The organism is Neorhizobium sp. SHOUNA12A, assembly GCF_023006505.1.
GTDB lineage: Bacteria > Pseudomonadota > Alphaproteobacteria > Rhizobiales > Rhizobiaceae > Neorhizobium.
On record NZ_JALBGV010000026.1, the window covers coordinates 24368 to 37449 of the forward strand.

The 13082-nt window shown below is 55.6% G+C and carries 10 protein-coding genes and 3 pseudogenes; 8 read left to right on the forward strand and 5 right to left on the reverse strand.

The features are described from left to right. Positions 1–260 precede the first annotated feature (260 nt). Both MOV63_RS13960 and MOV63_RS13965 read right to left on the reverse strand, forming a co-directional pair. Positions 261–704, reverse strand: a pseudogene (locus MOV63_RS13960) (ATP-binding protein); the annotation flags it as partial. Positions 705–743: 39 nt separating this feature from the next. Continuing rightward, positions 744–1985, reverse strand: a complete 1242-nt coding sequence (locus MOV63_RS13965) for a S8 family serine peptidase (protein WP_247034311.1) — start codon at positions 1983–1985, stop codon at positions 744–746. A gap of 84 nt (positions 1986–2069) precedes the next feature. Between MOV63_RS13965 and MOV63_RS13970 the strand changes: the two genes are divergently transcribed. The 4 genes and pseudogenes from MOV63_RS13970 to MOV63_RS32970 all read left to right on the forward strand — a co-directional run. After that, a complete protein-coding gene (locus MOV63_RS13970) occupies positions 2070–3104 on the forward strand; it encodes a CHAT domain-containing protein (RefSeq protein ID WP_247034313.1) in 1035 nt (344 codons plus the stop codon). Then, positions 3098–3277: pseudogene (locus MOV63_RS13975) on the forward strand (transposase); the annotation flags it as partial. The gene MOV63_RS13970 and the pseudogene MOV63_RS13975, both read left to right, overlap by 7 nt. A gap of 470 nt (positions 3278–3747) precedes the next feature. Beyond that, positions 3748–4920: a S8 family serine peptidase gene (locus tag MOV63_RS13980; protein WP_247034314.1), complete on the forward strand. Its 1173-nt coding sequence runs from the start codon at positions 3748–3750 to the stop codon at positions 4918–4920. Positions 4921–5092: 172 nt separating this feature from the next. Continuing rightward, positions 5093–5323: pseudogene (locus tag MOV63_RS32970) on the forward strand (NUDIX hydrolase); the annotation flags it as partial. Here the strand turns inward: MOV63_RS32970 and MOV63_RS13985 are convergent. After that, positions 5240–5443 carry a hypothetical protein gene (locus MOV63_RS13985; protein ID WP_247034315.1) on the reverse strand — a complete coding sequence of 68 codons (204 nt, stop codon included), beginning with the start codon at positions 5441–5443 and terminating at the stop codon, positions 5240–5242. The pseudogene MOV63_RS32970 and the gene MOV63_RS13985 sit on opposite strands and share 84 nt — an antisense overlap. 43 nt (positions 5444–5486) lie before the next feature. Here MOV63_RS13985 and MOV63_RS13990 point away from each other — a divergent pair, with 43 nt between their 5' ends. Together MOV63_RS13990 and MOV63_RS13995 are read left to right on the forward strand one after the other, a co-directional pair. Beyond that, positions 5487–6170 carry a deoxynucleoside kinase gene (locus tag MOV63_RS13990; protein WP_247034316.1) on the forward strand — a complete coding sequence of 228 codons (684 nt, stop codon included), beginning with the start codon at positions 5487–5489 and terminating at the stop codon, positions 6168–6170. A gap of 30 nt (positions 6171–6200) precedes the next feature. Further along, on the forward strand, positions 6201–7955 hold the full coding sequence (locus MOV63_RS13995) for a CHAT domain-containing protein (protein ID WP_247034317.1): 1755 nt from the start codon (positions 6201–6203) through the stop codon (positions 7953–7955). A 209-nt stretch (positions 7956–8164) separates the two neighbouring features. Here the strand turns inward: MOV63_RS13995 and MOV63_RS14000 are convergent, their stop codons facing one another. Both MOV63_RS14000 and MOV63_RS14005 read right to left on the reverse strand, forming a co-directional pair. Further along, a complete protein-coding gene (locus MOV63_RS14000) occupies positions 8165–8584 on the reverse strand; it encodes a hypothetical protein (protein ID WP_247034318.1) in 420 nt (139 codons plus the stop codon). Further along, positions 8539–9726 (reverse strand): Fic family protein, encoded by a 1188-nt coding sequence (locus MOV63_RS14005; protein WP_247034319.1) that lies wholly within the window; start codon positions 9724–9726, stop codon positions 8539–8541. The genes MOV63_RS14000 and MOV63_RS14005 overlap by 46 nt, the downstream gene beginning before the upstream one ends. A 2145-nt stretch (positions 9727–11871) precedes the next feature. Between MOV63_RS14005 and MOV63_RS14010 the strand changes: the two genes are divergently transcribed. Together MOV63_RS14010 and MOV63_RS32975 are read left to right on the forward strand one after the other, a co-directional pair. Beyond that, the gene (locus MOV63_RS14010; RefSeq protein WP_247034321.1) at positions 11872–12135 is read left to right on the forward strand and encodes a hypothetical protein; all 264 of its coding nucleotides are present in this window, start codon (positions 11872–11874) and stop codon (positions 12133–12135) included. Positions 12136–12535: 400 nt separating this feature from the next. After that, positions 12536–12712, forward strand: a complete 177-nt coding sequence (locus tag MOV63_RS32975; protein ID WP_405029335.1) for a hypothetical protein — start codon at positions 12536–12538, stop codon at positions 12710–12712. The last annotated feature ends 370 nt before the right edge of the window (positions 12713–13082 follow it).

The following is a 13082-nucleotide window of genomic DNA, read 5'->3' on the forward strand; positions in this document are numbered from 1 at the left end:
GAATAATTCGAAAGCCATCGTCACCTTCTGTTGTTTGGTAGTTAAACGTGAGAATGCGGCCGCTTCTCTGGGAGCGGGAAAAAGCTGGGGGTTAGGCTGCGAGGTCGAGCTTTGCCTGTTCGAGACGGCCGTCCGCGACGGCGGCTCGCACTTGAAGAACCCAATCTTCACCCCCCTGTAGACGATCAGCGCTTGGCCTGCCCGGCGCTGGCCGGGGTTGCAGAGGGTAGGCCAAGTGCGGGTGATGGGTATCTTCGGCTTTAGCTTTGAGACCCGTTTTTGAAACGCCAGGACTCGTTGCCGGTTTCCACGATCTCGCAGTGGTGGGTCAAACGGTCGAGGAGAGCCGTCGTCATCTTCGCATTGCCGAACACCGACGGCCATTCGCCGAAGGCGAGGTTCGTGGTGACGATGATCGAAGTGCGCTCGTAGAGCCTGCGGATCAGATGGAACAGGAGCTGACCACCGGCCTGTGCGAACGGCAGATAGCCGAGTTTATCGAGGATGATGAAGTCGATGCGTGTAAGGTAATCCGCCTTCCGCCCTTGCTTGCCGTTTCGCGTTTCCGTTTCCAGCCGATTGACCAGATCGACGACATTGAAGAAGCGGCCGCGCGTGCTGTTGCGGATGAGCGCGCGGGCAATCGCGATGGCCAGATGGCTCTTGCCTGTTCCCGTGCCGCCGACGAGAAAGACGTTGCGCTGGGGACACGAATAACAACGCAACAGTCTTCCTTTACGCGCCTAGCGCGGCGTTGCCGGCTTCTTGACCGGAGCCAAGGCAAGGCCCTCACCGATATCGGGGATGGTCGCCTCTTCATATGAAATTCGATCCCGGCTGCACGATCTGCGAACACGATCTGCGACTTTCTCAGCCGTTCTGTCATGACTTGCGGCGGCCTGCCAATGCAGGGCTGCCAGCCCCGCGATGTGGGGGCATGCCATGCTGGTGCCGTCCATGGCCTCCAATGCATCTTTCCTGGTCTTTGTGACCTTCCCGGCCGAAACGATACCGACGCCCGGACCGACCAGCGTCGGATTGGTGTTTGAAAACGGCGCGACCGTCAGCCCGTCGTCCGCCTCCATGACGGCGCCGACCGAAATCACGCCGATGGCGGCGGACGGGCTCGACCGTTGGATCACATACGGCTTTGCCGCGTCACGGCCGCTTTCATTGCCGGCTGCCGCAACGACGACGGCGGAGCGGCCAATCGATTGCTGGCGCCTGTTCATCTCCAGCAGCGCATCGAACAGGCGAATATTGTCCATGAAGGTTTCAAGCGCTTGAGAGGTCGCCGCTTCCGCTGCGTACCCTTTTTCGACCAGCCACTCGCGATAGCGCGGAAAATCGAAGCCGAGCGACATCGAGATCACGTTTGCACCGCTCGAAAGCGCCCACTGAAACCCCTCCAGCAAGGCCGCGGTACCGGCGGAGCCTCCGATCACCTTTCCAATCAACGCCTTCCGAATTCCCGGCGCGACACCGATCCTCACGCCATTGACTTTTCTGCCGAAGATCGTCGCCGCGCAATGGGTCCCATGGCCATCCGTGTCACCGTTGCCGGTCCCGGTGAAATCCTGCTCGACGATTTCGAGCTCTGGATCGTTGAATGCGGCATGTTCCCTGTTGATCCCGGTATCGAGGACGGCCACGATAACGCCCGAGCCGTCATAGCCCGGGTTGGGTCCACAGACGGCTTCGACACCCCATGACCGACCTGCCAGCACCGCTGCCTCGATCTGCTGGCGGCTGGCGGCTTTGCTTGCCTTGCGTGGCGCAATCAGCTTGAGAGGCATCGCCCTGCCATAGGCTTGGATTGCCTCATCCCGCTCGGCGTTGCGCAACGCGTCGGGACTGGCATCGACGACCTCGAGTTCCATGGTCTGCGCCTTTAGGCGCGCTGTCCCGGCAGCCGGCTTCGGACCCGGCCCGCCGCGGAAGGTTTCCGTAGCTGCGACCGACTTCAGAATGAGCAATTTTTCCATCGCGAGATCCCCTATTTGCCCTATCCTTTTACAATCTAGGCGTTATTGTCAAACCGGTTTTCGCTCCAATTTTGCGAGAGGTGCATGAAGATTCTCTATGTGGCATCCCAGGCGCCGGAGGCGGAGTCACTCGCTGTTGCCGGCGAGATCATGGACCTGCAGCAGAGCCTGTCAGAATCCTCCAGTGACGTCCTCAAGACCGTTTTCCTCCCGGATATCACGATTGAGGAGCTTCCGATCGCGCTCTCGAAGCACAAGCCAGATATTCTTCACATTGCCGTCCACGGCTCCACGGCCGGATTGTGGTTTGCCAAGGAGGCCTTCAATGGCGGATCGCGCGAACTCGTCAAACTTTCCGGCGAGGCGCTGGCAACCTTCCTTGAGCCGGATAGTCCTCCGAGGCTCATCTTCCTCAATGCCTGTGAGAGTTCCAATGTCGCGAAAGCGCTTGCTGAGCGGGGGTTCCTCGCGATCGGGACCACAGCCCCGATCACCAATCAGGCGGCAATTGCGGCGACGCGGCTGCTCTATGACCGAATCTTGAACGGGCGCCATATCTCCGAAGCCTTCCATGCTATGGACGGCCTTGTTTCATGTCTCCAGACGCAGAAAATCAAGCTTAACCTGGCTGTGCCGAAGAACGACACGGCAGACAGGCCACTTTTTCGAAGGCCAACGTTGGTTGCGCGCCTTGCCGACAAGATCAAGATCAAGGATGGACGCGCGCTTCCCTGCTACATCGGCTTGGCCGGTGTGCCCCCGGATACGATCCAGGTCGTCTTTTTCACGAACGACAACAGCTTCCTCCTGACAGATAGGGAAAACAGTCTGGAAGAGCAGCTCAGCGAAATAATCCAGGATACGCCGCGGGGAGGGGAGATCTGGACGGAGACAACCTGGATGCCCATCGGCAATTTTCGCTTGGCAGCTTGTGGCATCACAGCCGACGGTCGGACATTCTCGACGAGCGGGATGTTGGTGGATAGCCTCTGTGACTATTTGAGAATGAAACCGGCGTCGCCAGCTTACAAGAATGCCTTGGAACGCGCCCGCATTATCCTCCTTAAGAACGAGAATGATGCCGATCTTTCCGGCTACAAAGGTTTGAAAGAAGACTAAGCCGAAAGGTCGTCATCCCGCACGATCCGGCGCTCTACAAAAAGCGCCACAAGATCGAAAACATGTTCGGCAGGCTCAAGGACTGGCGCAGAATTCACACCCGATACGATCGCTGCGCTCACACCTTCTTTTCAACCATATGCATCGCAGCAGTCGTCATCTTCTGGCTTTGATTTAACGAGTCCTAGATATGTGAGGTGCTCGAGGAACGCGGCTCGGTCACCTGCGCTCAGTGCATCGAACCGGAGCTGGATACGGATTTCTGCCCTGGCTCCGCTTCCATCTGCCGGCTGATGAAAATCGGCCTCCCCGACGCGAAAAATACTCTTGCCCGCGTGTCCCAAGGACTAGCCGCATGGCATCAATAATCGCGGTTTTAGATCGTCCAAGACACAAAAGCTCGAACGGTCGGGGGTATCGCACCTTGCCTCGACTGGGTGGGCAAGAGGGAGTTTACTGTCATCTCTAGGCTCAGATGGGGTATTCGGCTTGAGCCCATCTTCGAGGATTTTGGACGGGAGGTGCTTCCATCATAGCTAGTGAGGCTGAGATCGTTGACGACCCAACCGTCACTGTTGTAGTGGCAGCGCACGATACAACCTACCGATCTAGTAACGCATAAGTTGGGGGTGGCTGAAACATAATGAAGCGCAGATATGCGATTTTGGAAGTCCCGAAGAGCTATCGTTCGTCGTCTGGATGGGCAAGGCCGGAGAAGCAGTGGGGTATCTCCGACCTCAATATTCATGAGGCTGAACTGTCGTCCAGCGAACTTCGCGATATCGATCGGGATCCGAACGTAAAAGATTACGGGTTGATCATGCCTGTCCGCATGATTCGACCGACTGCCCGCTCAATCGAAAGGGGATCAGAGGCAAGTGAATCCTGGGGGATTGCGGCGGTAGGGGCAAGTGAATCCCCATTAGACGGATCTGGAGTAAACGTTGCCGTTCTCGACACTGGCATTGATCGTAGCCACCCGGCTTTCAACGATGTTCAAATCGTTGAAGAAGATTTCAGTGGAACCGGCAATGGAGATGCCGACGGTCACGGCACACATTGTGCTGGGACGATCTTTGGCAGGGACGTTGACGGGGTCCGGATCGGCATCGCGCGCAACGTCAACAAGGCTCTGATTGGCAAGATTTTCAGTGACAATGGTGAGAGCGACAGCCTCGCTATCTTCAAATCAATGCGATGGGCCACGGATCATGGCGCGCACATTATTTCCATGTCGATTGGTTTTGATTTTCCAGGCCTTGTCGCCAAACTGGTCGAGGACGACTACCCTATCAAGCTGGCAACATCGATCGCTCTTGAGCATTTCAAGGACAGTCTTCGCATGTTTGATACCATTATGGGATCGATTGAGGCAACTGGACCGTCCGCGCGTGGTCCTCTCGTGATTGCGGCGGCTGGGAATGACAGCATGAGGGATCAGGATCCACGCTTTCGCTTGTCGGCATCGCTACCGTCATCGGCGAGCGGAGTAATCTCGGTGGCAGCACTTCGCAAAGCTGCTGGGGGGCTAGAGATCGCAGAGTTCTCAAATGGACGGGCTGTAATATGTGCCCCCGGAGGCGATATTCTTTCTGCTGCTCGAGATGGTGGTTTGGCGACGATGAGCGGTACGAGCATGGCTTGCCCACACGTCGCCGGCGTTGCCTCGCTTTGGTGGCAGAAAGTCGGGTCGTCCCATATCAGGGCAAACCGTGAATCGATTAAGGCGCGATTGTTGACGTCAGCAGAGATCGGCCTGTTGGCGGCTTTCGACACCGAAGATTCCGAGGTCGGCCTTGTAAAGTCACCAGCGTAGGTTGATTGCCGAGAGGACTTAGCGTAACTTGATTGGGGATACACGGCGTCCTCAGTGGTTTGCTTTGTCTTTTTCGGTATAATGACGCATGATCTCGCACAAAGTCCAAGCACAGCAGACATCATTTCGCGCAGCTGGATGCTTTTGTGTCCTGGGCGACGAGGTGCTTGTCATGCAGAGGCAGAAGCGAAAGCCTTTCGCGTTGCATTGGGCAATCCCCACGGGAAAAATCGAACCGCAAGAAACCCCTGCGGAGTGCATGGCCAGAGAACTCGACGAAGAGATCGGGCTGAAGGTCAGCGCAGATCAACTTATCCATCTAAGCAACTTCATAGTGACCACGGATACGACCACCTTTGAATACATATCGTTCGTATTGTATCTGGATAGAAAGCCTGATTTGATCAAGAAGCCCGATGAAGTTCGGCATTTGGAATGGGTTGCCAAGACGCGCATATTGAAGCGCCGGGTCGTCCCCTATTTTTACAACACTGTTGGAGACCTCCTCGAGTGGGATCAGCATCGTGATCTCCAAACACGGTTGTTTCCAGAGAATGAGAAGCGCCGTGCGAAGTACCGACGACTTGGAAGACGAAGTGAAGAACGAGTATGCGGGTCGGCTGGTCGAAGAGTCGACGCAAGGGACTTACGGGCTGGTTCTGGGCGGGACCTCTTCGGGGAAGTCAACAGCGATCACGTCGCTGATTGAAAGGCACCCGGGCCTGACCAGGGCGTACGACGGAGCCCTTCTTCAGCTACCTCGGTTCCAGCGCTACTTCGAGCGGTTGTTCAAGGCAGGCGATTCAAGAGCCTATTTGCCATTTGAGATTGAAGCTCTTCTTATCCGGCACTTGCAGAATGAGAAGCTCGGTGAGGCCACTATCGCCGACCAAGGCATTCATTCCATATGGGCGTATGCACGGGCTGTCCGAGAGGGCGGCGAAATGGATGATGATTCGTATCAAACGATGTTTGCGCTTTATCTTTTTTTACGTCGTCAGATGCATCTCCCGAAATTCGTACTTCACTTTAGATGTGATACCGCCGTTGCGCGCAAGCGTCTTGAGCTGCGGGGCCGAGCACATGAGAAATCGTATTCGCGAGATTTCCTAGATCGGCTTGACCAGGCATACTCGGTCGTCTGTCGCGATTTCCCGGCAGATATATCTGTAATGACGATCGATACCACACATGCGACGCCTACCGAGGTCGCCGATCGTTTGGAGAAGATCGCTCTTTCGCAGCTGTGATCAATTTCTAGATCAGGTGGAATAGGACGCATGCGTATCGACGTGCACGCTTCTAATAGGCCTGGCCTGTTTTTTACCGGGGGTAATCTTCCCACCCAGCTCGCTTACGATCTCACACCCACGCAGGTGACTGACAGCTTTGTGGTCTCGCTCTTGCGATCGCCACGGCTGCTCCTGGCTGGTTCCTTCTACTTTGAGTCGGCTTCAACGCGGCGGCTTGTGTCTGAGTTTCCACGAATATGGCACATGGATGCGGGATATTGCGTGTTTTTTCATAGCGCTAATTACCCCTCATTTTCCGACCATGGCAGCGGCAAAATATCGAAGAGCCCCTCAAGCTTCAGCCCCTACGCCAACGCGACGGTCGTGACGCAGCACGGACGGGTTCTTGATGGACTGGGAATTGCCGCCATCCGCGATGACATTGATATTAGTCTTAGTATCACGGAAGCTTGGAAAACCTCCTGCCTATCTGATGATCCGGATAGCATAAAGAGCCATCTTGATGCTGCATGCGGACCTCGGGCAAGGAATGCGATCACTGCATGCGCCGCATTAGCTGATGATCGCAAATTTGACTTTATCTGGCAGTCGATTGAGCCGACGATTATCGCCAATCCCGACCTCGCTGCCTCCCAGTCATGGTTGCGACGGAAGCTGGCGGATCTTTACACTACGATCATGTCGCTAACGCTCGGGGCAGTCGAAAGTTCACCCTCGTTGGCCGTCGATTCAAAGATGGTTTCACCGCGCAGTATAGCAAACCTTGGCGTGTTTGCGGAGGTTTTACGGGCTTGTTCGATTGAGCCGGGACAGTTGCGTGACGAGGGTATGCTTTTGCGAACCATGCAGCTCGAAGAGCTGAAACTCTTGCAACGCGTAGATGATCTGATCGTCGAATGCGCGGTTGAGGCAAATATCTTGGCTTCCGATTATTGGAGCGCCATCAAGATCACAGAACAACGCGGCACCGAAGGCGGATTGCGGCACTCGCAACTCAGACCAATCCTGAAGACGGCTCTTGCCGGCTTCGGAGTGACGGCGGCTGACGGTTTTATCAAATCGGTTCTGGCTCTCGAGAAGGTCTACGATGGAAAGTTACTTCATTCACTACGGCGAAGTTTCGAGGCGCTATTAATTGGACACCCAACAACTAAGCTCCCGTCATCGGGTACTCTCGGTCGTGCACACAAGGATAAGCTGGTTTTCGCATCAGCGTCTCCGCCGATCCGAAATACCCCCATGCTGCCGCTCGATGATGAACAGCGCAGCATAGCTGAAGCCGTAAGAACACTGCGAGATTTGAGCAAACTTGACCTTGTTTCACTTCCTGCAGCTCGCTTCGACGATCTGAAGAAGGCACTTATCGAACATCGCCCTCGCTTCCTCCATATTTCTGCCCACGGTTCGAGCATGGGATCCCTGATGCTGTCCGGCCAGGGCAGGGGCGTGGAACTTTCGGCACCAAATTTGGCAAAATTGCTGAGAGCGACATGTCTTCCGGAATGTCTTTTTCTAAACGCTTGCTACTCTGCGGCGGCAATCTCGAGCTTAGGAGAAGACATCAAGTACGCCATTTTGATGAGCGACCGGATTGATGATGAAGCGGCGCGCACGTTCTCCTCGAAATTCTACGAAACGGTTTCGGTGGGACTTGATCCACAACAAGCCTTTGAATTGGCGCTGTTAAGTTGCCAGGTTGAACAACCAGCGGGTCCTCATGACATTCCGCAGCTCTTTGTCCAAGGCGTATTGGTGTCGCCCGAGACTGAATTTACGCCGTGAGGTTCGGTCTATAGGTCACGCCACATTCGGCAGCATCGATCTCGTCGGTCGTGAGGCCGGAGTTTGGTGAGATAGAAGTTTAAGCACGTAGAGGGTCTTGAGTTGAGCGGCGCTTCGATAGCCGGACGACATCGCATTGCCTCCAAATCGCGTCCCCATAAGCGAAACAACAAAGTGCTGCAAATTCCGGGGCCTCATCGCCAAGCGCCTCAAGCTCGGCTTGCAGAGCCGGGATTGCCGCTCCAGGGTCGCAAGCAACCCATAGCGCATACCAGCGGGGACGATTGCCAGCTTTCAAACGCCTCCGCGGTGCCGATTTCAAAGGCTGTATCGAAGGTGCTGTCGAGCTTCTCGATCCGGATGAAGAAAGCCTTCTTGCCTTTTTCAGCAAGCTTGCGCGCCTGATCGCGAGCTTCAAAGGTTTTTCCGGCACCAGGCTCTGCCAGAATGAGGACGCGGTAGAGGTTCTCGAAAGCACGCCAATGCTGGGCAGTGCCGCCGGCGACCGGGCTGAGAAACTCCCAATCCCCGCGCTGTGGTGCTGCGGGAAAGAACCGCCTGACGAGGATGACTGTCTGATCCTTCATTTGCCTGACCCCGCATTGGCTGGATAGAGGTTTGGAAACCACCGCTCGGCCGTGTCCGCCGAGAAGGCGAGGCGAAGCGGCGCCCTATGCGAGGTCGCGGAAAGCATTCCGCGCTCGACGAGCGCCGATGTGACGTTACGCGCCGCCCTCTCCTCGTAGCCGGTTATCATTTGAATTTTCGAGCGCTCCACCTCGCCAGCCAGAACAGCCTCGCGAAGGACCTGGAAACAGCCACGGGGGAGCTTCTTGGCGCGGATTTCTTCCTCGATGTGGATTTCGATGCGCATGAGCAGCTTGTCGGTCTCGATTAGGCCGCTCATAAACCGGATCTGGTCGATCGCCTGATCAAGGAAGAAGTCACAGAAGGCGACCAGCCCCCAATGGGTGAGATTGCCCCTCCCGTCGCGATCGCCGGCACGCGGACCGTCGGCAGCCATGAGAAGCGCCTTATATTTCGTTTCCTGTCGCGCGAGACCGCGGGCAACCGACCAGAGACTCGTCCCAACGCCAAGGCGCTTCAAGAGCGCGTGGGACATCAAACGCGCTACACGGCCGTTGCCATCGAGGAAAGGATGGATCCAGAGAAACCGATGATGGACGGCACCCACAGATTGGAGCTGCTGCGACCGGGTTAATGGTGGATGTTGATATGCCTTATCGAACCGGACCATGAAACGCGGCAAATCTATTGGTTCGGGCGGCAGATGGCGTCCAACTTGGACGTCCCGGTTTCGCCACTCTCCAGGAATGATTGGCACACGTTCTCCAGTCGTGCGATTGGAAACCCATAGCATCTCCGGGGGAAGGCGCGAGCAGAACTCCTCATGGAGCCAAGATGCATAGGCGGCGGAAGCCGGCCATACGTCTGGATCGTCGCCGATATCGATCAATTTCTGGACATGGATATGGGCGACCGCTTCCTGCTGAAGCTCTCGCCGCTCAGGCTCCTCCGAGAAATCGTTCGCGAGTGCTCGATCGATGTCGCGTGGGTGCGTGTCGTGCCCTTCAATAAGATTCGAATAATAACAGTTCATGGAACGTACGAGGTCACCAATCGAACCAGCCAAAATCGGGTGAACACGACCAGCCAGCTGATTGGCCTCGCCGACCAGCGTTAAAACTTTATCTCCAAGGGCGCCCTTGTCGTCCGAGGGCACCATCGGTTCCATAAATGCAATATCCATACCGCCTTTAATGCCGGTTTCTCTGCCGCTTGTAAAGCAATCAAAATCAACACTGTACGGGTGTGACGATGAACATATTTTGCCGGTTCCTATGCCGGTTCCTATGCCGGTTCCTATGCCGGTTCCTATGCCGGTTCATTACGATATAAACGGAGTCTGAATTTTTCGATACTGTCCGGGGTTACCCGGTAAAAGCCTCGACCGGTTATGAGCCCAATAGAAACCCAAATTTCAAACTAATTTGTAAGACCGAGGCAGGTGGTTAGACGCTGTAAGCTTTGCATTTTGGTGCAATCGGCTCACGATCTCTTGACTAGGGAACATACAAATGAAGCACGGATATAAGAACTAGACGCCTGAATTCTCGTGTCTTTTTCCCGTCAGCATGTTCCGCAACAGACACCGATTATGTCCCCGCCTTGCCCTCAGTGCGAGCGCTGACCGTTTCTCCTCCCGGAAAAGATTGACGATCCGTCGGCACTACGTGCCACTTTTTTAAGCCGAGCTTTCCAAAAGGTCGGTCAAATGTCAGGCGATTTTCGCGATTCTCCCTACAAACCTCATTGAGCTACGTGTGCGATAACTCATCAAGAAACCCTCGGCCCAACATTGGCTTTACTTCGTTCCGACCCGTTCTTGTCGCCGTTTTGTGTACCGGTCGCTAGATTGGCGGCGGCACGGGGGGACCGGCAAGGCCTTTTGAGCCCGAGTTTCATTCGTAGCTAAAACGTCCGCTAAAGCGTTGTCATTGTATGCCATAATATCTCGACGATTTGGGCCGGCCGATGGAGTGTATCCATCAAAGCGTTGTCGAGGTACATATATGGCAAGTGCTTCAGGGGGAAGATCAATGAAAGGCAGGTTGCTCCGGCTTCTTTCCTTTCGTGCAACCACTTCGGAAGGTCCGCCGATCAATTTTCATAAAGATGCCGCTCCGAAATTCCCCGAGTATGGGTTGGAGACACCAAGATTCCATTCGCCGGAAGCCGTTGTTGTTGGGGAGCTTCCGTCTGGGGCGTCCGCCAGCCCAAGTCCCCCTAGTTTGACCTCTACCAATTTCGTAGGCTCTGCGACCCCTTCTACTTCGCTTCCCAGCAATACCGGAAACCTCGACCTCTCGGCAATTTTGGAGGCCACGTTGAAGTTAAGCAGGGAAGCTCCGGTGGGCGATGTGCAGATTAAGGCTGCCCAGAAATTCACAGAAGCTGCGAAAGCACTTATAGCCGCCTACGATCACGAGAAAAGTGTCGGTATCGACTCGACGCGAAATGGCATCCCTCAGCCAATATTAGCCCGCCATCCCCCCATACAAAATGTTTCGGAGCTGGCAAATAATGAAGTCAAGCCAAATCTGGAGTTAGCAACGACAAGCCAGCGACAACGTCTGGAACTTCCTGTAGGTCAGAAAGTCGTTCTTCGTTCGGAGCTTGAGGCTGGACAGGGCAATTCCGCTACAGCGCGGGTGGGGACAAACCAACAGCAAATATCTGAACTCTCGGCGTCTAGCGGCCCATTCCCAGAGCCGCTTAGAATAAAAAAGGTTAGCCCTTCCTCGCTCGGCGTTCATGAACTTGACGCAGTCCCAGTTTCACGGCCCTCTTTCGGCTCCCTTGTCCGCAGGTCATCAAGGCCTCCGGCCGAAAGGTTAGCGGATCGTGATCGCGACGTTCACGACCGCTGAACCGTCCTTGCCCTAAACTCGTTGTCCACTGCCTCACTTCGGAAGGCAGAGTTTGCCAGCTTCAATCAGGGATGGTTATAAGTCATATGATGACCGTTTTGAAAGCGAATGTTCAAAACTTAAATTGAGCATGACACGAGTTGAAGTGATCGTATCACATTAACATAATCACATTTGCATCGGCTTCATATCCGACCTCGTAGCCGACCGACCTGCGATCGTTCACGCCGAGCCTCAGAAAAACTCGACACCCGCTCGACTTGGCTCTTACGCCGGATTGAAGATCACTTCTTGCCAACGAAACTGAGCGCGGGCGTTTCGGATAAATGACACGCAGGCGTAGCACATATTCCATGTTGTTTTCAGTTGAAACGGTTATCCAGGCGATTTTTTCGGAATGGCCTATATACTGTCAGCGTGTGTTCATTGTTTAGCACGATAAAGCATTTGGATGGATTTCTATTATGTATTACGATAATTACGTTGGCGGCTTCTCCTGCGCTGAGCCTGACTGTCATTTGGGCCTAGCGGAACTCAATGCCGCCCCAGACATCACGGCTCAGCGAAAGAGCCTTTCGGAAGTTATTGCCCCGCTCTCGATGTCACAACAAATGCTGATGCTTTGTTTCATCTCCGGGCAGATAGAGCACTCGGCGTGGCAAACCCACCTTGAAGAAGATCGGATTCTAGCCGCTCATTTCTCTTTGATGTGGTCGTCCATGAGCTGAACCTCTTCACTGGCAGGTGCTAGCGCCTCATCCCGAAGGACAGCAGCCTCCCAAGGGCGGCCTATTTCTGCCGCTGCCAGGACGCCGGAGGGAGCTGCACGAGGATCAATCGCTGCCTCGCCATGAGGATCACGAAAGAAACGGCCGCCGAGTTTCTCCGAGCACGGCCGTGCTGGATACTCATAACTGAGAACGGCGGCCCACAGAGCTACGCACGGCGTCATAGATTGACCCCACAGCAATTGTTCACCTGGCGTCAGCTCACCCGCAAACCACTCGGAGCCACGCCCGATCTCGATAACGTTCCGATGTTTGCACCGGCAGTCCTGGATGTGCCGACGAAGCCTTCGATGAAGGAGCCTGAACCCGCGCGTGCATCGAGAAAGAAGCCGCCGACCGGATCAAGCTTGTGTTCTGGGATGGCAGCGGCGTGTGCCTGGTGTCCAAGCGGCTAGATTGGAGGCGTGTCCACGCGCCGCCGGAAGCACGTGTCCCGCAGAGTGCTGGATATACGGTGTCACGCTGGGCTGGCCTCGCGCGCTTCATAGACGACGGCGCGTTGGGCGAGACGGAGTGAGGTGCGCGGCGCGCCTGCGCAAAGGTACTCGATATGGGCGCCGATCGCTAAGGTGCTGGCACCGCCGGACGCTTGCGGACCGCCTCTTGGGCCAAGGTCTCCAGTTCGACGTGATCGTCGAGGAAGCCGCAGGAGCGAAGCTGGAAATTCGCGTGTTCCGCAGGAACGCCCGCTACCCAAGACATTGCGGCCGGGGCTCAAGATCATAAGCAAGCTGCAGATAGCGGTCGCCCTGGCGCAGGCTGGTTTTGTCGAAGGCCGCGTCCCCTTGCCGGCCCAAAGCCGCGCGACCAATACCGCTTGCCGTGGTCGCGGTGGGCAAGGGTCACATATGCCTGGGTTTGCTGCGCGAGCGTCTTCGTCGCCAATG

Excerpts from the sequence above, each read along its gene's own strand:
- MOV63_RS13965 (WP_247034311.1), bottom strand. The coding sequence starts at position 1,985 with ATGGAAAAATTGCTCATTCTGAAGTCGGTCGCAGCTACGGAAACCTTC.
- MOV63_RS13970 (WP_247034313.1), top strand. The coding sequence starts at position 2,070 with ATGAAGATTCTCTATGTGGCATCCCAGGCGCCGGAGGCGGAGTCACTC.
- MOV63_RS13980 (WP_247034314.1), top strand. The coding sequence starts at position 3,748 with ATGAAGCGCAGATATGCGATTTTGGAAGTCCCGAAGAGCTATCGTTCG.
- MOV63_RS13985 (WP_247034315.1), bottom strand. The coding sequence starts at position 5,443 with ATGCTGATCCCACTCGAGGAGGTCTCCAACAGTGTTGTAAAAATAGGG.
- MOV63_RS13995 (WP_247034317.1), top strand. The coding sequence starts at position 6,201 with ATGCGTATCGACGTGCACGCTTCTAATAGGCCTGGCCTGTTTTTTACC.
- MOV63_RS14005 (WP_247034319.1), bottom strand. The coding sequence starts at position 9,726 with ATGGATATTGCATTTATGGAACCGATGGTGCCCTCGGACGACAAGGGC.
- MOV63_RS14010 (WP_247034321.1), top strand. The coding sequence starts at position 11,872 with ATGTATTACGATAATTACGTTGGCGGCTTCTCCTGCGCTGAGCCTGAC.